The 23079-nt window shown below is 26.2% G+C and carries 24 protein-coding genes and 1 tRNA gene; 6 read left to right on the top strand and 19 right to left on the bottom strand.

The features are described 5' to 3' along the window. Positions 1–81 precede the first annotated feature (81 nt). The 12 genes from ftsX to Q4E08_RS02130 form a co-directional block, all read right to left on the bottom strand. The gene (gene ftsX / locus Q4E08_RS02185; RefSeq protein ID WP_303127823.1) at positions 82–972 is read right to left on the bottom strand and encodes a permease-like cell division protein FtsX; all 891 of its coding nucleotides are present in this window, start codon (positions 970–972) and stop codon (positions 82–84) included. Next, positions 962–1648, bottom strand: coding sequence for a cell division ATP-binding protein FtsE (gene ftsE, locus Q4E08_RS02180; protein WP_303127736.1), 687 nt, complete (start codon positions 1646–1648; stop codon positions 962–964). The genes ftsX and ftsE overlap by 11 nt, the downstream gene beginning before the upstream one ends. A 158-nt stretch (positions 1649–1806) precedes the next feature. Then, entirely contained in the window at positions 1807–2661 is an 855-nt protein-coding gene (locus Q4E08_RS02175) for a YitT family protein (RefSeq protein WP_303127733.1), read from the bottom strand. A 667-nt stretch (positions 2662–3328) separates the two neighbouring features. Continuing rightward, the gene (locus Q4E08_RS02170) at positions 3329–4273 is read right to left on the bottom strand and encodes a transketolase family protein (RefSeq protein WP_303127731.1); all 945 of its coding nucleotides are present in this window, start codon (positions 4271–4273) and stop codon (positions 3329–3331) included. Between the two features lies 1 nt (position 4274). Further along, a complete protein-coding gene (locus Q4E08_RS02165) occupies positions 4275–5099 on the bottom strand; it encodes a transketolase (RefSeq protein ID WP_303127729.1) in 825 nt (274 codons plus the stop codon). A 288-nt stretch (positions 5100–5387) separates the two neighbouring features. Next, positions 5388–5741 carry a type II toxin-antitoxin system PemK/MazF family toxin gene (locus Q4E08_RS02160; RefSeq protein ID WP_303127726.1) on the bottom strand — a complete coding sequence of 118 codons (354 nt, stop codon included), beginning with the start codon at positions 5739–5741 and terminating at the stop codon, positions 5388–5390. A gap of 8 nt (positions 5742–5749) precedes the next feature. Then, on the bottom strand, positions 5750–5977 hold the full coding sequence (locus Q4E08_RS02155; RefSeq protein ID WP_303127724.1) for a hypothetical protein: 228 nt from the start codon (positions 5975–5977) through the stop codon (positions 5750–5752). 208 nt (positions 5978–6185) lie between these two features. Next, positions 6186–6866, bottom strand: coding sequence for a germination lipoprotein GerS-related protein (locus Q4E08_RS02150; RefSeq protein ID WP_303127722.1), 681 nt, complete (start codon positions 6864–6866; stop codon positions 6186–6188). Positions 6867–6926: 60 nt separating this feature from the next. Beyond that, a complete protein-coding gene (locus tag Q4E08_RS02145; protein ID WP_303127720.1) occupies positions 6927–8432 on the bottom strand; it encodes an NAD(P)H-hydrate dehydratase in 1506 nt (501 codons plus the stop codon). A gap of 2 nt (positions 8433–8434) precedes the next feature. Continuing rightward, a complete protein-coding gene (gene acpS, locus Q4E08_RS02140) occupies positions 8435–8806 on the bottom strand; it encodes a holo-ACP synthase (protein ID WP_303127717.1) in 372 nt (123 codons plus the stop codon). Between the two features lie 92 nt (positions 8807–8898). Continuing rightward, complete coding sequence (locus tag Q4E08_RS02135; RefSeq protein WP_303127715.1) at positions 8899–9213, bottom strand: DUF6514 family protein; 315 nt, start codon at positions 9211–9213, stop codon at positions 8899–8901. A 392-nt stretch (positions 9214–9605) separates the two neighbouring features. After that, positions 9606–9962: a single-stranded DNA-binding protein gene (locus tag Q4E08_RS02130; RefSeq protein ID WP_303127713.1), complete on the bottom strand. Its 357-nt coding sequence runs from the start codon at positions 9960–9962 to the stop codon at positions 9606–9608. 147 nt (positions 9963–10109) lie between these two features. On the opposite strand from Q4E08_RS02130, the gene galE reads away from it, so the two are divergent. Further along, the gene (galE, locus tag Q4E08_RS02125; protein ID WP_303127710.1) at positions 10110–11096 is read left to right on the top strand and encodes a UDP-glucose 4-epimerase GalE; all 987 of its coding nucleotides are present in this window, start codon (positions 10110–10112) and stop codon (positions 11094–11096) included. Between the two features lie 31 nt (positions 11097–11127). Here the strand turns inward: galE and Q4E08_RS02120 are convergent, their stop codons facing one another. Beyond that, the gene (locus Q4E08_RS02120; protein ID WP_303127707.1) at positions 11128–11976 is read right to left on the bottom strand and encodes a YihY/virulence factor BrkB family protein; all 849 of its coding nucleotides are present in this window, start codon (positions 11974–11976) and stop codon (positions 11128–11130) included. Positions 11977–12165: 189 nt separating this feature from the next. Between Q4E08_RS02120 and Q4E08_RS02115 the strand changes: the two genes are divergently transcribed. Continuing rightward, positions 12166–13044, top strand: coding sequence for an aldose 1-epimerase family protein (locus tag Q4E08_RS02115; RefSeq protein ID WP_303127704.1), 879 nt, complete (start codon positions 12166–12168; stop codon positions 13042–13044). 120 nt (positions 13045–13164) lie between these two features. Here Q4E08_RS02115 and Q4E08_RS02110 read toward each other — a convergent pair whose 3' ends face one another. From Q4E08_RS02110 to Q4E08_RS02100, 3 genes are all read right to left on the bottom strand, one after another. Then, positions 13165–15438: an ATP-dependent DNA helicase gene (locus Q4E08_RS02110; protein WP_368410142.1), complete on the bottom strand. Its 2274-nt coding sequence runs from the start codon at positions 15436–15438 to the stop codon at positions 13165–13167. A 38-nt stretch (positions 15439–15476) separates the two neighbouring features. Continuing rightward, positions 15477–15623 carry a YvrJ family protein gene (locus Q4E08_RS02105; RefSeq protein WP_303127701.1) on the bottom strand — a complete coding sequence of 49 codons (147 nt, stop codon included), beginning with the start codon at positions 15621–15623 and terminating at the stop codon, positions 15477–15479. Positions 15624–15705: 82 nt separating this feature from the next. Continuing rightward, positions 15706–16296: a DUF1836 domain-containing protein gene (locus tag Q4E08_RS02100; protein WP_303127699.1), complete on the bottom strand. Its 591-nt coding sequence runs from the start codon at positions 16294–16296 to the stop codon at positions 15706–15708. A 569-nt stretch (positions 16297–16865) separates the two neighbouring features. Between Q4E08_RS02100 and Q4E08_RS02095 the strand changes: the two genes are divergently transcribed. Next, a complete protein-coding gene (locus Q4E08_RS02095; protein ID WP_024614332.1) occupies positions 16866–17105 on the top strand; it encodes an AbrB/MazE/SpoVT family DNA-binding domain-containing protein in 240 nt (79 codons plus the stop codon). Positions 17106–17196: 91 nt separating this feature from the next. Here the strand turns inward: Q4E08_RS02095 and rsmI are convergent, their stop codons facing one another. The 3 genes from rsmI to Q4E08_RS02080 form a co-directional block, all read right to left on the bottom strand. Continuing rightward, positions 17197–18042, bottom strand: a complete 846-nt coding sequence (gene rsmI, locus Q4E08_RS02090; protein WP_303127694.1) for a 16S rRNA (cytidine(1402)-2'-O)-methyltransferase — start codon at positions 18040–18042, stop codon at positions 17197–17199. A gap of 4 nt (positions 18043–18046) precedes the next feature. Next, the gene (locus tag Q4E08_RS02085) at positions 18047–18802 is read right to left on the bottom strand and encodes a tRNA1(Val) (adenine(37)-N6)-methyltransferase (protein WP_303127691.1); all 756 of its coding nucleotides are present in this window, start codon (positions 18800–18802) and stop codon (positions 18047–18049) included. Between the two features lie 127 nt (positions 18803–18929). Beyond that, the gene (locus Q4E08_RS02080) at positions 18930–20228 is read right to left on the bottom strand and encodes an NlpC/P60 family protein (RefSeq protein ID WP_303127689.1); all 1299 of its coding nucleotides are present in this window, start codon (positions 20226–20228) and stop codon (positions 18930–18932) included. Between the two features lie 440 nt (positions 20229–20668). Here Q4E08_RS02080 and Q4E08_RS02075 point away from each other — a divergent pair. The 3 genes from Q4E08_RS02075 to Q4E08_RS02065 form a co-directional block, all read left to right on the top strand. Then, a tRNA-Pro gene (locus Q4E08_RS02075) sits at positions 20669–20744 on the top strand. A 257-nt stretch (positions 20745–21001) separates the two neighbouring features. Next, positions 21002–22348, top strand: a complete 1347-nt coding sequence (locus tag Q4E08_RS02070; RefSeq protein WP_303127686.1) for a [Fe-Fe] hydrogenase large subunit C-terminal domain-containing protein — start codon at positions 21002–21004, stop codon at positions 22346–22348. 85 nt (positions 22349–22433) lie between these two features. Then, the coding region (locus Q4E08_RS02065) for an HAD family phosphatase (RefSeq protein ID WP_303127684.1) at positions 22434–23079 on the top strand (646 nt) is incomplete at its 3' end.

Raw genomic sequence — 23079 nt, 5'->3', positions numbered from 1 at the left:
TTTTTCCATATTAAACTAAACTCAGTAGGAATTTCTTCCTACTGAGTTATTATAATAATATTTTATTCATATTTAATAATTTTATACTATTAAGAATTTTCTTAATGAAGCATAACTTGATACACCACCAACTACTAATCCACCTAATCCAAAGTATAGTAATAAATTAGTTCCAACATAGCTTACTGGAAGTAATGATATATATAGTACTTTATCTGAAATCCAACTTACAAATCCATTATATGCAAGTACTAAGAATATTATTGCTAATACTGAACCTATAAGCCCTATTATCATTCCTTCAATTATAAATGGCCATCTAATAAACCAATCAGTAGCTCCAACAAACTTCATTATACCAACTTCTCTTCTTCTTGAGTAAACAGTTAATTTTGTTGTGTTCATAATTAAGAATACAGCAACCCCAGTTAGTATTACAAATAAAACAAATCCTAAAACTCTAAATGCATTTACTACTTTAGTAATTGTATTTACTATATCTTGTTGATTTCCTATACTTTCAACCCCTGGCATACTTTGAACAGCATCTGCTATTGATTTTGCATAACTAGGGTCTTGTAATTTTACTACAAATGATGCTGGGAAAGGATTATTATTTAAATTATATCCTTCTAATAGTCCTTTACTTTCCTTAGTACTTTCTTGGAAATTTTTAAATGCTTGTTCTTTTGATTCATATTGTATTTCTTTAACACCTGGAAGCTCATTTAACTTTATTTCAACTTCTCTTTGCTCAATTAATTTGATATCATCTTTTAAGTATACTCTAACGTCTACTTTTGACTGCACATCATTAAGAGCTAAACCTACATTTTTGCTTATAAGTACGAATATACCTAAAACAAAAAATGTAATAAGTACTGTGATAACAGATGCAAAGCAAAGAGTTTTATTTCTTCTCAAGCTTTTAAAGGCATCAGAAATAAAATGATTTACTGTATTAATTTTCATCATTATACCTACCTCTCTTTTCGTCTCTTACAATTTCACCTTTCTCAATAGCTATAACTCTTTTTTTCATATCATTAACAATCTCTTGAGCATGTGTTGCCATAAGAACAGTTGTACCAGCCTTATTAATATCATCTAAAAGTTCCATTATTTCCTTCGCTGTATCAGGGTCAAGGTTTCCTGTAGGCTCATCAGCAATTAAAATTGATGGATTATTAACTATTGCTCTTGCTAAAGAAACTCTTTGTTGTTCTCCTCCTGATAACTCATGTGGAAACATCTTATATTTGTGTGATAATCCAACTAATGATAACACCATCGGAACTCTTCTTCTTATTTCTTTTGGTGCCGCTTCAACTACTTTCATAGCAAAGGCAACATTTTCATAAACATTAAGATTAGGTATTAATCTAAAGTCTTGGAATACCATTCCTATTTTTCTTCTATAATATGGTGTTTGTTTTCTCTTTATATCTGCTAAATTTTGACCTGAAACTACTATTTCTCCTGAAGAAGGTTCTACTTCTTTTAATAACATTTTTATGAATGTTGATTTACCTGCCCCTGATGGACCAACTAGAAAGACAAATTCACCTGATGCTATTTCTACGTTGACATCTGATAGAGCTTTTACGTTATTATCATAAACCTTAGATACATTTTTAAATTCTATCATTCTCTAAACACTCCTTATAAATTGGACTCCTCCATAAACCCCTTGTCCATTATACAGAACCATTATATCACATGTATCTACACATATAATATAATATTTTATTAAGTTTTTTGTATTAAGATAAATTTCTACAAGAACTTATTAAATTTTTTGTAGAATTATGCTTCATTAATATCTGAGAAGCCTTCTCCTAAAACTTCATGAACTTCTCCAACTGTAATAAAAGCTCTTTTATCTACATCTCTTATATGTTTCTTTAATTTTATAAATTCATTTCTATTTAGAATTGTATATATTATATAACTTTCTTTCTTAGAAAATCCACCTACTCCTTTTATTGCGGTATAGCTTCTTTCAAGCTCTTCTAGTATAAACTTACTTATTTTTTCTGTATGATCACTTATAATCATTACTTGTTTACATGAATTAAACCCTTCTATAAACTTATCAACTGATACACCAAGTATTATTACACTTAACATTGAATAAAAACCTAAATCCAATCCAAACACATAAGCTCCTGAAATTGTAATTATAAGATCTACTATTAATAAAGCTTTACCAATATCAATATGCATAAACTTATTCATAATTTTTGCTAAAATATCTGTTCCACCTGTTGATGAATTAGCATTAAATACTAAAGCTATTCCTAAAGCTGATATAAGTGTTCCTATTATTGTAGCAATAACTAAATCATGAGTTATTGCAAAAGGATTAAGAAATTTTTCAATAATCCACATAACTACTGAAAGCATTAAGGTTGCATAAACGCTTCTACTTCCAAAATTTCCACCTATAAATATAAATGCAACAGCAAATAAAATAATATTTATTATTAATGTTATAATACCTACACCTATTGATGGTATAAAATTATTTACTACTATAGCAAATCCAGTAACTCCTCCAGCTGCTAAGTTATTTGGTGCGAAGAAATATTCTACTGATATTGCTACTAATATTACCCCCAATGTTATTATTACATAATCTTTTAACACTCTCTTTTCCATTAATTAACACCCCAATTCTTAATAAAATATTCTTCAATACTTTATTATTAGTTTCTCTAGCTTTAATTATACTATCCTACGATACAAAATCCTTTGAATAACAAAGTATTGATAATTATAAAGGCTTATTTCATTGTTATCTTTTATAAATTTTCTAAGCTTAATAACTTGTACTTTTAAAATAACTTTTTATTTCTAGTATATAAATTTCATAATTAATAAAGCCCATTTTCTATTGATAGCTTTTATTATGTAATTTTTTAATCATAAGTTTTAGTAAAAATAATAACTTGGTTAAATATATTTAATGTATTTATAATTTTATATATAACAATTCTATTTAATAAAATACATATTTCTGTATATATCTCTTTCCAATACTAATTTATATAACTAATCATTAATATAATGTAAGTTCACTATTTATATTGAAATTCAAATACATATTCTAAAGGAGCTTATTTTAAATTTTTTCTATTGCTTTTATTACATAAATTAAAGTATTCTGATTAAATACAATTTAAATTGGTTTCTAAATTTTATGAACCCATACGATTTAAATCACCCTACATATTACCCTCATAATTTAAATACATAATTTTATATATAAAAATAACAGTATAGCCTTCACTATACTGTTATATCATAAATAAGGTAATTTTTTCTATTACTTTTTGTAACTTATAGCTTTCTTTGCTTTTTCAGCTACATTTTTTGCAGTTAATCCATAAGCTTCTAATAATTCGTTTGGTTTTCCACTTTCACCAAAAGTATCCATAACACCAACTTTTAATACTGGTACAGGATATTCTTCACATAAAACTTCTGAAACAGCTGAACCTAATCCACCAATTATGTTGTGTTCTTCTGCTGTTACTATTGCACCAGTTTCTTTAGCAGCTTTTATTAAAAGTTCTTTATCTATAGGCTTTATTGTATGAATATTTAAAACTCTTGCATTTATTCCTTCAGCCTTTAAAATTTCTGCAGCTTCTATAGCTGTATCAACCATTATACCTGTTCCTATTATAGTAACATCGTTACCTTCTTTTAAAGTAACTCCTTTACCTATTTCAAATTTATAATCAGCATTATCATTTATAACATTAACTGCAGCTCTTCCAAGTCTTACATAACAAGGACCATTAAATTCAGCAACAGCTTTTATAGCAGCTTGCGCTTCTACATCATCTGATGGATTTATAACTGTCATGTTTGGAATACTTCTCATTAATGATAAATCTTCAATAGCTTGGTGTGAAGCTCCATCTTCTCCTACTGTTAAACCAGCATGAGTTGCACATATTTTAACATTTAGTCTTGGATAACAAATTGAGTTTCTTATTTGCTCAAATGCTCTACCAGCAGCAAACATAGCAAATGTACTAACAAAAGGTATTTTACCACAAGTTGACATACCTGCTGCTACACCCATCATGTTAGCTTCAGCTATTCCCATGTTAAAAAATCTTTCTGGTGCAACTGATTTAAATTCTGCAGTTTTTGTTGATTTTGAAAGGTCAGCGTCTAATACAACAACATTTTTGTTGATTTCAGCTAAATCTTTTAATGCTTTTCCGTATGATTCTCTTGTTGCTATTTTTTTACTCATATTATTTGTCCCCTCCAATTTCTTTTAAAGCTTCTTCGCATTGTTCTCTGCTTGGAGCTGTTCCATGCCAGCTTGCTTCATTTTCCATAAATGAAACACCTTTTCCTTTTACAGTCTTACATACTATTGCAGTTGGTTGACCTTTATGATTTTTAGCCTTTTCTATAGCTTCTAATATTTCATCATAATTATGTCCATCTATTACTAATACATTCCAACCAAAAGCTTCAAACTTTTTATCTATTGGTGAAGGGTTCATTACTTTAGTTATATCTCCATCTATTTGAAGACCATTAAAATCTATAAATATTGTTAAATTATCTAATTTGTAGTGGGCTCCTGACATTGCAGCTTCCCATACTTGACCTTCTTCTAATTCTCCATCCCCAAGTAGAGCATATACTCTATAATCTTTGTTATCGACCTTACCTGCTAGAGCCATTCCAACAGCAGTTGATACACCTTGACCAAGTGATCCAGTTGACATATCTATTCCTGGTAAATCATTCATATTAGGATGTCCTTGAAGATTTGAACCAAATTTTCTTAAAGTTTTTAATTCCTCTGGACTAAAAAATCCTCTTCTTGCTAAAGCACTGTATAAAACTGGTGCAGCATGACCTTTTGATAAAACAAATCTATCTCTATTTTCCATTTTAGGATTTTTTGGATCAATATTCATTTCATTAAAGAATAATGTTGTTACTATATCTGCAGCTGATAATGATCCACCTGGATGCCCTGATGCAGATTCAGTTAACATTGATACTATGTCTTTTCTTATAATTTTAGCTGTGTCCATTAGCTCTTGTTTATTCATTTTCATTTTTTATCCTCCCAGTATTAATTTAACATTATATAGATTTAGTTTTCCGCTATTTACGTTTTTTATTTTATCATATATTTTCCACTTTGTATACATAATAATATATACTATTTTGAATTAGTATCTCATATTTAACACTTTAGTATACTCTATTTGTAATAGTATATCCTTTACATATCTTTTATTGAACTTTTATATAATTAATAGATATTATAAAACAATAAAAGCTACGCAAATGATTACATTCGCATAGCTTGTTCATCTTTTATTAAAATTTTGTTAATTACTTTAAATTAAATTTAAGCTTATTAATAAAGCTTTATTTACCTTTTTCATATCTTCATCTGTCATATGTCCTATTTTTTCCTTAAGCCTTCTTTTATCTAATGTCCTAATTTGTTCTAGTAGAACTACAGAATCTCTATTTAACCCATATTCTTCTGAAGATATCTCAACATGTGTTGGTAATTTTGCTTTATTAATTTGAGATGTTATAGCTGCCACAATAACTGTAGGACTATATCTATTACCTATATCATTTTGAATTATGATAACAGGTCTTATCCCTCCCTGTTCTGATCCAATAACAGGGCTCAAATCAGCATAAAATATATCTCCTCTTTTTACTACCATAGTCGTCATAAGAATTATCACACTCCGCAAAGCCATGTCTCATAATCATCAACATCAACTAATTCATGTTCTGTCATTAAAGCTAATTGTAAATTTAATAAAGCCATCTCTTGATATCCTTTTTTCATAATATCCTCAATTTCTTTATTATTTTCCCTATCTATATATACTATTAAATTATCTCCATTATATTTACAACTTTCTTCTAATTGACCTAACTTTTCTAAATCCTTTTGACGTGACATGATAATTCCTCCTAATTCAACAAAGAATTTTATGTATATTCAAATTATATATAAAAGTATGTCACAATGTCAAAGGATTTGTATTATATATTTAAATTTGTTTTAAATTTTTTTAAAATCATTTGATACCCATTTTTTTATCCTATATGTACACTTAAATTAATTATTTAACCCTTTGTAATGTTTTGATTTGATCTTTGGCTGATTTTTATTTTTTAAACTTATCCTTTTCACATAACTTTTTATTCAAAAATTCTCTATATTCTATTTTTATTCTTTCTTTATTATTACTATCAAATATTTTTAAAACCATTGGTTCTTTCTTATTTTTATCTATATATAAAGTTGCCCTATCAATATGAAGATTTTTAGTTACTAAATCAAACTCAACCTTTAAATATTTTAAATCTCCCCACTCTTCTTGTCCTTCTTTAAATTCTAAAATTGGGTTTTTAAAAAGTTCTTTCATTGCAGCCAAGTCATATACTCTATCTAGTTCTCTATCTACCTCATACTTTTCATTTGTTTTATTGTAAATCATAGTTATACTATCATCAGTATATATTTTTGTAAGCTCTTCCCCAAAATCTAACCTTATACCGTTATCTTTACAATAAGATAATTCCGCCTTTTGATTGTATGTTCCATTATCATTTGTTATTGTATATTCAACTATAGATGTATAATCATCTAAATTTTTAACAGTATTTAATATATCTTCATTAGTTGGGGTTACCACATGTCTTAATGATATTATAAGTATTATTGAAATAAAGGGTATTATCATTAAAACTGTTATTAATAATTTCTTTTTTAGATTATTATCCTTTGATTTAACATTTTTTTGTTTTTTATTGAAATTACTTTTTATTTTATCTAAAACTTTCATTTAAACCTCCGTAGCTTAATTGTTTATTAATACTAATATTAAGCTAACGTAAGATTTATTCTAATTTCCACATAATTTTTCTATTGTTTTTGGTAATTCTTCTATTATATCTCTTGCATTAACTGAATATCTGGAACTTGAAAGTGTATCTCCTATATATCCATGTATGTATGCGCCAAGCAATGCAGAATCTATCATAGATACTTTTTGACCTACAAATGATGTTATTATTCCAGTTAAGCAATCACCCATTCCTCCTGAAGCCATCTTACTATTTCCAGTTGGATTTATAAAAGTGTTTTTTCCATCTGATATAACTGTATTATACCCTTTAAGTAATACTATAATTTGATACTTTTTTGCAAAATCTCTTGTTATATCTATTCTATTTGATTCAATTTCCTTAATAGAAACTCCTATTAATCTTGCTAATTCACCTGGATGTGGTGTTATTATAGCCCTACCTTTTAAACTATCTAGCATATATTTATTTTGACTTATTATATTTAAAGCATCTGCATCCAAAATAAGTTTACATTTGCTTTCTTTTATTATTTTATCTAATACTTTAACGCTTTCTTCTTCAGTGCTAAGTCCTGGTCCACAAGCTATTACATCAAAGCAATTTAAATCTTTAATATCTTTAACTATTGAATATTCATCAACAATAGCCTCTATTAATCTACATTTTAATGAATTTACTATATCCTTGTGAGATAATAATGTAACTAATCCACTACCTGTTCTAACGCAAGCTTCAGTTGTTATAAATGCTGCTCCACTATATTTTTTACTACCTGCTATTATTAAAACCTTGCCATATTTCCCCTTGTGTCCAGTGATATCTCTTATTGGAATCATTTCTTTATATTTATTTTTTTCTATTATGTAAGTTTTTTCGCTATTTTTTTCTTTTATAAATTCTGGAATATTAATTTTTACTATTTCTATATCACCAATTAAGTTTACAGCTTTTGTTTGAAAAAATCCTTTTTTCATAACTTCTATAGTAAATGTTTTATTAGCTTTTATTGCTACCCCAAGAATCTCTCCTGTATCTGAGTCTAGCCCTGAAGGTATGTCTATAGAAACTGTAAATTTAGAAAACTTATTTATTAATTCTATTACTTCTTTATATATACCTTTTATTTCTCTATTTAAACCTACTCCAAATATAGCATCAACTACATAATCTGAATTTCTTATTTCTTCTATTATATAGCTTCTATTAATTGAATTTATTGGTTTATTTAATTTAATTACATTTATATTTATATTTTCTACTATCTTTAGATTCTTTCTATTATCTTCAGTTAATTTTTCATCATTACCAACTAAAATAACTTTTACACTTTTGTTAAGTAAATGTAACTTTCTAGCTATAGCTAGTCCATCTCCACCATTATTTCCAACTCCACAAAATATAACAACCTTATCACCAAATTCCTCAATTTCTTTAATAATTGAATTTGCTGCATTTTCCATAAGTACAATAGAAGGAATTCCTATGCATTCTATAGTTTCCTTATCTATAATCATACACTTTTTTCTACTTAAAATTTCCATATTTACAACACCTCTATTACTACAAACGATACTACAGTATCATTATTATGAGATATACTAGCATGTATGTTTATATTTTTTAATTTAAAGATACTTATTATATGCTCACTTAATATAACCTCAGGCTTTCCTAGGTTATCTCTAAGAACTTCAATATCTTTAAATGTGAAACCTCTTATCCCAGTTCCTAATGCCTTACTTACAGCTTCCTTTACTGAAAATGATCCAGCTAAAGTCTCAGATTTAAATTTTCTACTATTTAAAAACTCAAGTTCTCTTTTTGTAAACATTTTCTCAAGAAACTTTGGATTTCTCCTTGATGCAGTTTCAACTCTATTTATTTCTATAATGTCTGTCCCTATTCCAAATATCAATTATTTCACCTTCTTAAAAATACATTTATATTTATATTTTACTATAAATATAAATATTTCTTTTAGGTATTTATAAAAAATATTATATGAGATTAATTAAAATTAATTTCTTTAAAATCATTTACATATTCATCTGCAAATGGACCTATTATATCTATTAAATGAATAGGTGATACTTGATTATCATAAAGCATCTTTAATAATTTTTTTACCTTTTCTTCTACTGGTGATATTAATTCAATAGAATCTTTAAAAGAATCTATGATTATATCTCCTTTTATGTCTACCCTTTCAACTTCTATTCCAAATACGTCTTCATTTCCTCTTATACTCTTAATTAACTTGTAATAATACTTCCTTTCTATTCCATTGTTAATTCTTGAAAATACAAAATTCTCCTTAATCATTTCCATCCCCCTTTAATATATTAAAATAACCCTTCTATTTCAATATATCATAGATATTGTGTGAAATATGTCAAAGAGTGTTTGTATAATTATTTTTTTATTGACATCTTTCGTAATTTTCCTATAAAATGTATTTTTTTTACATAGTACAATACTTTCTTTAACTTTTTATTGTCACTATGTCGATTAATGTTTAAGTATAAATTTTCCATATAGATATAAAAAAAAGAAAGCTCCCACAGCTTTCTTTTTTTCTCATAATTCCCCTAAACAACCATAATTGAAACGTGAATACGTTACCATAACTTGAATTTATTATAACATACTTTCTAAATGAATTACAATATATTCTAGAAAATTTTTTATAATTTTTTACATTTATTTTTTTATGCTTATTTAATTTCTCTTTTATATTCACTTACATTATTAATTCTACCACCAACAAATTTAAAATCTTCCGCAACAACTTCAGCTATATATTTTTTATTTCCATCCTTATCTTCATAGCTTCCAGTTCTAAGTCTTCCACTTATACTTATGTAATTTCCTTTCTTTAAATACTTACATATTACTTCTGCTTTTTTTCCCCAAACACTTATAGGTATTAAATCTGATTTTCTAACTCCATCTAATGACTTAAAGCTTCTTTCAACTGCAATAATAAATCTAGTATTTACTTTATCACTATTATCTAATTGTTTAAGTTCAGGGTCTTTAATTAATTTTCCTAATAAAACTATTTTATTCATATATATACCTCCTGAATAATATACCTAGAATTATTTCCCTAATTAATAAAATTATTCATATTTATAGTTTAAATTTGTTAATTTTTAATGATATAATTATTATGTTAGTAAATAGAATTATAAATTGAATAATTAGGGAGTGATTTAATGACAATATTGGTTTGCGGTGGTGCTGGTTATATAGGAAGCCATATGGTTGCAGAATTAATAGAAAAAGGAAATGATGTTGTTGTTTTAGATAACTTAGAAAAAGGTCATAAAGATGCACTTTTGGGAGGAAAACTATATATAGGAGATTTAAGAGATAAAGACATATTAAATAAAGTATTTACTGAAAATAAAATAGATGCTGTTATTGATTTTGCTGCTTATTCTTTAGTTGGTGAAAGTATGACAGAACCTTTAAAGTACTTTAATAATAATGTTTATGGAACTATAAATTTACTTGAAGCTATGAAAGAACATAACGTAAAATATATAGTATTTTCTTCTACAGCAGCTACTTATGGTGAACCTAAGGAGGTTCCTATACTAGAAGAAAGTGAAACCATTCCAACAAATGCTTATGGTGAATCTAAACTTTTAGTAGAAAAAATATTAAAATGGTGTGATCACGCTTACGGTATAAAGTACACTACTCTTAGATACTTTAACGCTGCCGGAGCTCATATAAATGGAAAAATTGGAGAAGATCATTCACCTGAAACTCATTTAATTCCATTAATACTTAGTGTAGCATTAGGAAAGCGTGAAAAAATAATGATTTTTGGAGATGACTATGATACTGAAGATGGAAGTTGCGTAAGAGATTACATCCATGTTTCAGATTTAGCATCAGCTCACTCTCTTGCACTTGAAAGACTTATGAATGGCGGAGAAAGTAGAATTTATAATTTAGGAAATGGAACTGGATTTTCAGTTAAGGAAATGATTGAAATAGCTAGAAAAGTAACTAACCATCCAATCCCTGCAGAAGTTGCTCCACGTAGAGCTGGGGACCCTGCTGTTCTTATAGCATCAAGCGATAAAGCTGTGAAAGAACTTAATTGGAAACCTAAATTTAATAGTGTTGAAACTATAATAGAAACTGCTTGGAATTGGCATAAAAACCATCCAAATGGATTCGAAAAATAATTTTTAATAAAAAGAAAGGATGTAATAATTATTACATCCTTTCTTTTTCATCATCTAAAACCGAATTAACTTCAACTCCAAATATGAATACCATCGAAGTTATAAAGAGCCAAATCATAAGAACAAAAACTGCCCATAAACTTCCATATAATCGTGAGTAATGACTAAAATTATTTATATAAAAAGAAAATCCTAATGATACTATTAACCACCCAATAGTGCTTATTATGGCGCCTGGAAGTACATTTATAAATTTAACCTTCCTCGCCGGAGTAACCTTATATATACTAGCAAAAACTACAATCATCATAATTATAATTATTAAATACCTTAAAATATTCCAAATAAAATTTATTATATGCTCAAAAGGTAATAATTCATTCAAAAAATTACCTATTATATCTCCAAATACAAGCATAAGCAAAGTACATATAATAGTTAATGCTAAAGCTATCACACTTAACATTCCTATTATAGATCTTTTTATAAAGGATCTATTTTCTTGTATATTATAAGCTTTATTTACCCCTTTAGTTACAGCTCTAAAAGCAGATGATGCTGACCATATTGTCAAAATAATAGAAACTCCTAATATACCTGTATTCTGCGAATTTACAACCTCTTCAATAGTATTAGCTGTTAACTCAAATACAGCAGTTGGAACAAGGTTCTGTAATCCTAATAAAACTTGGTCTGAATTTAATTTAATAAAACCTATTAATGTTATTAAAAATATTAAAAACGGAAAAAACGATAGTATTAAATAATATGCCATTTGTGAACCTAATGCAAATAAATCATCTCTTTTTACTTTTACAAACAAATACAGCATAGTATCTAAAAAAGATTTTTTGCATACATTTTTCTTCTTACTCTTCATATCTTCACCAACATAAAAATTATTTTTTTATATTATTTCTATTGTATAATATAACATTTATTATTAATTGTAGCAAAACTTATTTATTATATATTATTTTTATTATTAAATCTATTATGTATTTATTAACGTTTCCAATTATAGTATAATTTACTGTATATTTATTTCATAAATAAAAGGAGTGATTTTTTGTTATATACACTTGAAAATGAATTAGTTAAAATCACAGCTAGTACTTATGGAGCTGAATTACATAATTTAATTTCAAAAAAAAGTAATACAGAATTTTTATGGAATGGTAATCCAGAATATTGGAAGTATCATTCACCAGTACTTTTCCCAATTGTAGGTAAAGTTAAAGATGGAAAGTATAAAGTTGAAGGTAATGTTTATGAACTTCCTCAACATGGTCTTGGAAGAATTTCTAATTATGAAATGATAGAAAAAACTTCTGACTCTATAACTTTTGAACTTAAATATTCAGAGGCTACTTTAAAAGTTTATCCTTATAAATTTTCATTAAAAATTAAATATACTCTTATAAAAAACAGCGTAAAAGTATCTTATATAGTAGAAAATTTAGATAATAAAACAATCTATTTCTCAATAGGTGCTCACCCTGCATTTTTATGTTCAATAGAACCTAATGAAACAATAGATGATTATTACTTTGAATTTAATAAAAAAGAAACTGTTAGTACAATGCTTTTAAATAAAGACGGCTATTTTGTTAAAGATAGAAAAGAATTATTAAATAATGAAAATATAATAAATTTAAGTAAGGAATTATTCAAAAACGATGCTTTAGTATTTGATAACTTAAAATCAAATGAAGTATCATTAAAATCTAAAAACCACTCAAAATTCCTAACTATGAACTTTGAAGGCTTTCCATTTATGGGATTATGGTCAAAAGCTGAAGGAGCTCCATTCGTTTGCATAGAACCTTGGTATGGACATGCTGATTTCTTTGATTTTAATGGTGAATTAAAAGACAAATCAGGAATACAAGAGTTAAATATAGGCCAAACTTTCAATGTTAGCTATACTATAACATTATCAGAGTAAAAGCTTATATAAAAAATTATAACCTTAAATTAAGGTTATAATTATAATAAATAAAACCAGTAGAAATACAAAAGTCTACTGGTTTTATTTTATACTTAAAATTAAATTTATATATCTTATTTACAAATTCCAATCACTTGGCAATAATCTATCATATTTTTTATTAAAATACCTATCATCTATTAATAATGCACTACCTTCATCATCCTCTGTTCTTATTACTCTTCCTACCGCTTGAAACACTTTATTTATCCCAGGATATATATATGAATAATCATATCCTTTTTCATTAAAATATTCCTTTATTATTTCTCTTTCCATAGATATCTTAGGGTATCCAACACCAACAATAATTACTCCTATTAGCATATCTCCTGGTAAATCTATGCCTTCAGAAAAAACTCCACCTAATACAAATAATCCAACTACATTTTGTTTGTTTCTGAATTCACTTATAAAGTTTTCTTTATCTATCTCATCCATTTCTCTTTTTTGAATCAACAGGTTATACCCATTAAAATCATATTTAGAATTTCTCATAAATAATTCTAAATATTCATATGAAGGAAAAAATATCATACTATTTCCTTTATTGTTACTTAAAAAATAACTAATTTCTTTTTCTATATGTTGAATTGTAGATTCTCTAAATTTAAATCTTGTATTTATGGAACATCTTCTTACATTAAATTTTTTACTATCAAATGGTGATTTTAATCTTAACCTATAAGATTCATCACTCCCCCCAAGTAAATCTATATAATATTCAATTGGTGATAATGTAGCTGAAAATATTATTGTTCCATTTAATTTCTTAATTATACTTTTTATCTTTTCTGATGGGTTTACACAAAATAAATTTATACTTATATTTTGCCCATTCTTTTCAATATAAGTTACATAATTCTTATCATATTCTTCACTAATAGATAAAAAACTATTTATATCAAAATAAACTTCTAATAACTCATCATAATAAGGCTCATCTTTGAGTTTTATAAGTTCATCTTCACTTTGATTCATAAAGCTCCTTAAAATTTTATATAAATCTTTTGGAGCTTCTTTTTGATGATAACTATTTTTTTCTATACTTTCACATTCTTTTCTTAAATCAATAAAATAAGAATTTACCTTATTGACTGTTTTATATAACTTTTTACTTTTATTCTTTAAATTTCTTCTTAATTTTAAAAACTTCTCTTTGTTTAAGGAAGCTGAGTACATAGACCTAGCTCTATCAACAAGATTATGACCTTCATCTACTAATACTGAAATTTCATTTCCAATATCATCAATAACGCCTTTTAAACCAACTCTTTTATCAAAAATATAATTATAATCACAAATTATCCCATCACACCAATTAATTAATTCAAGAGATAATTCAAAAGGACAAATACCATACTTATTACTAATTTCTAAAATTAAATCACGATTAATATTTCTCTCCTCTTTTAAAAGTTCATATATAGCATTTCTACTTTTATCATAATAATCAATTGCATATTTGCATTCATCCGGATTACAACTAATCTTATCATTTAAACAAATCTTTTGTTTCGCAGTTATTGTTATACTTCTAAAATTCAATCCTTTGTTCCTTAAAATGTTAAATGTATCTTCTGCAACTTTCTTATTTACAGTTTTAGCAGTTAAATAAAATATTTTTTCTATATGTCCTTCACCTATAGCCTTTATAGCTGGGAAAATAGTAGATATAGTTTTACCTATTCCCGTAGGAGCTTGAACAAATAATTCTTTTCCTTCTTTTATGGTACCATAAACAGCCTTAGCCATTTTTAATTGACCATCTCTATATTTAACAAATGGAAAATTTAATTCCTTTATAGATTTATTTCTACTATACTTATGATTGGATTGTAATTTTATATATTTTTCATACTTATTAATTAAATCATTAAAGAAATTTTCTAATTCACTAAAAGTATACTGTCTTTTAAAGCTTTTCACTTCATCAGACTCTAATTGATAATAACTCAATTGAATATATATACTCATTAAATTATTCTTAAGTAAATACATATATCCATAAACTTTAGCTTGCGCCCAATGCAATTCATTCCTATCATTGATTTCTAAAAAAGGCTTATAGGTAGATTTTATCTCTTCTATTATAATATCTTCATTATCATATATAATTCCATCAGCTCTACCATCAAGCTTAAGTGTAAAATTTTCAAAATTGAATTCTTCACTTAAATACACTTCTTTATCATACCTTTTATATAAGGTTTTATTACTTTTTTGAAGCTTTTGGTGAGCTTTTATTCCCTCAATAGCTCTTTTAGATATAGAAAACCTATTATCTATACTTCCAGCTTTCAGTATAAACTCAACTAATCCTCTTACAGATTCTCTTACAGTACGTTTCACAATATCACACCCTCTCTTAACATAGGAAAATATCATGACTATTTTTCAAATTTGTTCATTGTATTAGATAAATTATTTATACTATTAGTTAAAATTTCAAGTTTTCCTTCTATTCTTATAAGTAAATATAATGAAATAGCAATAGGAAAACCTACATTTCCTATAATATCAATAAATTTTTCCAATATTAACACCTCCTTATATTTTAAAAATATGCATATTTTTAAAATATAAAAAAGAAAGATGGTATAAAACCATCTATAAAATCTATTCTGAATGATATTCTTTTACTATCTTTTGTACTAACTTTTTAATTACACTAGCTTGTGCTATTAAAGATACTACTAATAAAAATATCCTAATTCTTTCTTCATCATTATTTTCTAAGTTAAGACTTTTAATTATTTTATCTAACTTTTCTTCCGTCTCTACAGAGCTTGATAAAAATGATTCTAAGCTTTCTTTTTGCGTTTCTGCAAAAATTTTATACGCCGTTTCCCATGATATTATATCATCTGTCCTATCATTAATTTCATTGAATGCTAAACTAAATACCTTTTTAATTTCTTCTGTAGTAAGGATAGGTCTCATATAACTTAATAAAACAAGCTGAGCTAAATGTATCTTTGTATATCCTCTCTTTTTACCATCTTCAGGCTTGCTTATAACTTCACTTTTAATATAATTTTGAACTATATTATTTGTATATTTATCATCAGTAAATTTATCATTTAAATAATCTATAACTTGTGATAAAAATAAATCGTACTTTGGCAATTCATCATATGAAATCATACTACTTCTTGACATTTCTTCAGTAAGTTCATTAATATAGTTTGCATCAATTTTTTTATTCATTATTTACCACCTTTACCTCCATACAAGTTTCAATACTTATTATATAGTATGAATAAACTTATTACAAGTTATTTTTACCATTATTATATTTTATTATACTATTTAAAAGTTTTTTATAAAATGTTTATTTATACAAAATGAATTTATCTTATTAAATAATATACCTCTGTTATCTTATAATAATTAATATTTAAAATTCAACAACTTTCTCTATTTTTTTCATATATTTAATTTATTATATAACTTATTAATTATCTCAATGTTTTTCTATTTTTATACATATTTTTTTAATTTATATTATTTATATTTAATTTTTTATACAGATTAATGTATTTTAAGTTAATAAATGTAAACTTTTATTTTAAATTTGTAAAGTATTGACATTTCTAATTTTTGGTAGTATATTTATTAATATAATCTTATCAGCAAATTTTGCATTTAAATAAAACTTAATATTTTTAATGTTGACTTTAAATTACAATTTTGGTAAGATAACATAGTAAATTGTCGAAATTTGTGGATTTTTAGATAATTTATTATTAAGTGTATAATTTAAGGAGGAAACTTATATGAAATCAACAGGTGTAGTTAGAAGAGTAGATGAATTAGGAAGAATAGTTATTCCTATAGAGTTAAGAAGAACTCTAGATATAGCAGAAAAGGATGCTTTAGAAATATATGTAGATGGAGAGCAAATCATATTAAAAAAATATGAGCCAGCTTGTATCTTCTGTGGTGACGCTAGAGACGTAGTTAACTATAAAGGAAAGAACATCTGCAAAAATTGTTTAGCAGAATTAAAAAAATAGTTTTTTATATTACATATAAATATATTCCCCTAAAATATATTTATATCATAATGAAACTAAAGCCACTAAGTTTATTCTTAGTGGCCTTTTTTTATATATTAGTTGAATACTTATATATTTCATTTTTAGGAACTTTTCTATCTTTTGCTACTGCTTTTATAGCATCTTTCTTGCTCATTCCTTCTTCAATATATTTTATTATATGTTCTTCAATTGAAAGTTCTTCAAAACTTGCTCTTTTTTCTTTTTCTATTTCTTCTTCAGTTAATCCTTCCATTACAAGAACGAATTCTCCTCTTGGATTGTTATTATTAAAATATTCTATTACTTCTGAAATTTTTCCTCTTACTATTTCTTCGTGCAATTTTGTAAGTTCCCTACACGCTGATAAATTCCTATTTCCAAAATTTTCTTTTAAAAATGTAAGCGTACTTAATAATCTATGCGGTGCCTCATAAAAAATTAAAGTTTCTTTCTGATTTTTTAATTCTTCAACAACAACTTTTCTTGATTTAGTATCTCTTGGAATAAATCCTCTAAACGTAAAAGCTGAACTATCTAATCCAGAATATATTAATGCTGTTGCAAAAGCTGTTGCTCCTGGTAAAACCTCAAACTCTAACCCTTGTTCTATGCACTTTTTAACAATAACGCTACCTGGGTCTGATATTCCTGGCATTCCTGCATCACTTACTAGAGCTATATTTTCTCCTAATCTTAATCTATCTAAAATTTCATTACTTTTTCCTTGTTCATTATGCATATGGTAACTAATTAAAGTTTTCTTTAAATTAAAGTGATTTAATAGCTTAATTGTTTGTCTAGTATCTTCAGCCGCAACAACATCTGCATTTTCTAATACTTCTAAAGCTCTTAAAGTTATATCTTTTAAATTACCTATTGGTGTAGGTACTAAATATAATTTTCCATTGCTCAATTTTTTACTTCTCCTCTCTACCATATATTCTATTTATTTCCTCTGAATAACTTCCATTTTCATTATAAACATAAAGAGGTGTATCCCATTTTAAAAATGCTCCACCATCTCTTTGCCCTTCAACTAAAACTATATTAGGTGCTTTATTTTTATTAGGATGAATCATTCTTACTCTTTTTGGCTCTATTTTATATTTTCTCATTAACATAAAAATATCTATAAGTCTTTCAGGCCTATGTACCATAAATAATCTACCATTGTCTTTTAATACAGTTCTTGAAGCCTTTATAACATCTTCTAAATTACACATTATTTCGTGTCTTGCTATTGATAATTTATCTGATGGATTAACTATTCCTGCATTATTAAGTTTATATGGAGGATTTACAGTTACAATATCTACTTTTTCTAAAGTTTTTAAATAATTTATATCCTTTAAATCTATATTTATAAAATTAATATTATCTATATTATTCAACTCTACACTTCTTTTTGCCATTTCAACCATATCATCTTGTATTTCAATTCCTGTTATATGTATAGGTGAATATTTACCATATAATAAAAAAGGTATTATACCAGTTCCAGTACAAAAATCTATTACTTTATGTTTCTTTTTTACATTAGCAAAATCTGATAAAAGAACAGCATCAATACCAAATTTAAATCCGTCCTTTTTTTGAATTAACATTAAACCATTAAGTTGTAAATCATCTATATTTTCATCAGACCTTACTAAATTATCTTTATTTACTTGCATATGTAATCATCCTTTTACATCTAAAATTCTTTTTTAATTATACATTATAAAAAATTAGTTAACAACTCGATAAAAAATAAGAGATCTTAGAAGCTTCTAAGATCTCTATAAGTCAAATAAAATTTTATTATAATACTCTTCTTGCTGCGTAGAATTTCCAAACTGGTGATACTTTTACAACATCTCCTGTATGTGGAGCATGTATCATATTTCCATTACCTACATATATTCCAACGTGTCCAGTATGTGGGAATACTAAATCACCTGGTTGAAGTTGATCTCTAGATACAGGTCTTCCAACTCCAATTTGGCTAAATGTAGTTCTAGTTATATCTATTCCTGTTGCTTTACGATATACATAACTTGTAAATCCTGAACAGTCAAATGAATCTGGTCCTGTTGCTCCAAATACATATGGCTTTCCTAGGTGCTTATATGCTTCATTTAAAACTGCTTGTACGCTTCCAGATGGTGCTGATGGAACAGATGCACTACCTCCATTTGATCCACTACCACTGTTTGATGATCCACTATTTGATGAAGAACTGCTTGTTGATCCACCTCTATTAGCAGCAGCTTGTCTATCTGCTTCTTCTCTTTGCTTTTTAGAAATAGCATCTTGTCCTTTTGATATAGCAGAATCTATTTCTGATAATACAGTTGGACTCTTAATTTGATTAGCTTTTAAATCTTTTAATTGTGAAACTGCTGATTTTAAAGCATCAATTGAACTATTTGAGTTATTTATAACATCAACTTGTCCTGATATAATTTGTCTTTCCATCTTTGAAAGATATTTTGAATCAAATTCTTTTTGTGCTACTTTAGCATCTTCTGATAATTTTTCTTGTTCTTTCTTTAAATTTTCAAAATTAGCTAATTCTTTCTTAGTTTCCACATTTAATTCTTCTAACTTTTTATTCTTTTCTTGAAGTGATGTAACTTTTTGATCTAAATCTTTTTTATTTTCAATTAATTGATCTGCAACATCTTTATCAATATTTACTAATCTGCTTGCAGAATCAATTTTTCCTATTAAATCTGATAGACTTTGTGCTCCAAATATTAATGAAAGGTAGCTAGTTTGTCCACCATTTTTATAAAGCTCTCTAAGTCTTCCACCTAAAACACCTTCTTGTTTTTTGATATCTTCCTTAGTTTTCTCAACTTCTTTTTCAGTTGTATCAATTGCTTTTTTAGTACTGTCTATTTCACTTTGATTACTTTTTACTTTTTCAACTAATGGTTCTATTTTAACATTTAATTCGTCTATTTTTTGTTGTATTCCTGAAATTTTTGCTCCTAATTCAGCATATTCATCTCTTGCTTGATTCACTTCTTTATTACTTGGTGTAGCATATGCAGGGATAGCAGAATTCATAACTAACATACCTGCAATAACAGCTGCAACTATTTTTTTCTTCATGAGTTAATCGGTTCTTTCTAGAACCTCCCCCCCTTTCAAAATGTGTATCTAGTAAAAAAATACATTTATTATTATAACATCACATTATAAATGGTACAACCGTAATTTATTACATATTAATTAAGGTCAATAAAAAATTTGAAACATTTTATTTCTGATGTGATATTGTTTACAGTAATATGCAATAAAAATATATTAATATTAATTTTAAAACAATTTAAATTAATATTACAATTTATTGTATTTTTTTCAATAAACATAGTATTTTATTTATAATTTGTAATTTTATAAATTAAATATTATATATAAAATTTTCACATACTATTAATTTATTGACATATATATAATAACACATAAATTACAAAATTGTAACCTTTTTTAATAAATTATAAACATATTGACATTGTTTATTTATTCATATATAATATTTTTTGTCGCTACGGGGTGTGGCGCAGATGGTAGCGCGCATGGTTTGGGACCATGAGGTCGCAGGTTCGAGACCTGTCACCCCGACCAAAAAAGACTATGAAGTATTTCATAGTCTTTTTTTTATTTATCTATTCCTTATAATTTTCTTCTATATATTTATCTCCTAATTTAGCTGCTTTACACAATGATAATGTTATTATAAAAATCCCTATATACCCTAATGCAAAATATACCATAAATTAAAAACTCCTTAATCTATAAAAATTTATATTCTAAGTATTATTATTGACAAAAATATAAATAATATTAACATGATTACTATTAATTTCTTAGGAGTGAAATCTATGAATAAAAAGTATAAAGATATACTTAACAAACTAATTTCTTCTTATTATAATGATAATTTTGATAAAGAAGTAGAAAAAATTCTTAAATCTAATGATTTTTCAAATGAAACTCTAAAACATATTATTTCATCTTTATGTGGAGTATCTGTGCCTGAAGGAGATAACTTTATTTATAACTTAAAGAAATCTATTACTGACTACTCAGTAAAAACTAAATTAGTTGAAAAAATTTCAAAATGTAATTCTTGTAATACTGATATTAACTCCAAAACTATTTGTCAAAAAGCATGTCCATTTGATGCTATATTAAAAGATTCAAAAAATAATAATATTTATATTGATAATAATTTATGTACCGACTGTGGTATTTGTGTTTCTAGTTGTGATGATGGACATTATCTTGAAAAAATAGAAATACTTCCACTATTAGAATTATTGAAAAATAATACTAAAGTAATAGCAACAGTTGCTCCTGCAATAATTGGTCAATTTGGTGAAAATGTATCAATGGATCAACTTAGAACTGCTTTTATAAAACTCGGGTTTACTGATATGATAGAAGTAGCATTTGCTGCTGATATGCTAACAATAAAAGAAGCCTGTGAATTTAATAGTCATATAAATAGCTTCAATGATTTACTTATAACTTCTTGTTGCTGTCCAATGTGGATTGGAATGATAAAAGGAGTTTATAGTTCTCTAGTCAAACATGTAACACCTTCAGTATCTCCAATGATAGCTGCTGCTAGAGTTATAAAATATCTTAATAGCGATGTAAAAGTTGTATTTATAGGTCCTTGTATAGCTAAAAAAGCTGAAGCAAGGGAAAAAGATTTAATAGGTGATGTTGATTTAGTTTTGACTTTTGAAGAAGTTAAAGGATTATTTGAAACCCTAAATATAGATCCATCACAATTACAAGAAACCGTTACCAGTGAATATGCTTCTAGATGCGGTAGACTTTACGCAAAATCTAACGGTGTAACTAAAGCTATAAATGATGCGGTAAAAGAATTATATCCTGATAAAGCATCACTATTTAAAGGCAAAAGTGCAAGTGGAGTTAAATCTTGTAAAGAATTGTTAACCGAAATACAAAGTTCTAATACTAAATTTAACTTTATCGAAGGCATGGGCTGTATTGGCGGATGTGTAGGTGGTCCTAAAAAACTAATAGATACAAATAACGGTACTAAATATGTAAAGGAATTTGCATATTCATCACCTATAAAAATCCCAACTCATAGTGATATAATAATAGATTTATTTAAAAGATTGGGTATAAATGATTTTGAAGATTTATTGGATGAAGAAAAAACTAAAATTTTTCATAGAAATTTTTAATAGCTTTCAATACTATTGTATAATAAACTGTAGGTTTTATTTTTTAATTCCTACAGTTTTTTATTAACATAAAAGGAGGTACAGAATGTTTGATAACGTAGAAGCTGCAATATTTGATCTAGATGGAACACTAATAGACTCTATGTGGATATGGGATAAAATAGATATTGATTATTTAACAAATAAAAATATACCAATTCCTGAAAATTTAAATGCTGAAATTGGACACTTAAGCTTTAATCAAGTTGCTATATACTTCAAAGAAAAATTCCAATTAAAAGATTCATTAGATGAAATAAAAAATTGTTGGCATGATATGGCTAATTATCATTATTCAAATAATATAAAATTAAAAAAAGGTGTCAAAGAATTTCTTGATTTTCTAAAAAAATCAAATATAAAAATCGGCCTAGCTACTAGTAATTCTAAAGAATTATTAGAGCTAACATTAAAGAAAAATGGAATATATTCTTATTTTGATTCTATAACAATTACAGATGAAGTATCCGTAGGTAAACATGAACCAGATGTTTATTTATTAGCTGCAAAAAAATTGAATGTAAATCCTAAAAATTGTATTGTATTTGAAGACATTGTACAAGCTGTAAAAGGTGCTAAAAAAGCTAATATGAAAGTTGTAGCAGTAGAAGACGAAAGAAGTTTATCTGACAAGGATAATTTAATTTCACTATCAGATAAATTTATATCAGACTTTTTTGAATTAATTCCAT

This window comes from Clostridium sp. (assembly GCF_030532265.1).
Taxonomy (GTDB): Bacteria; Bacillota; Clostridia; order Clostridiales; family Clostridiaceae; genus Clostridium.
This window is presented reverse-complemented; position numbering and strand designations above follow the sequence as displayed.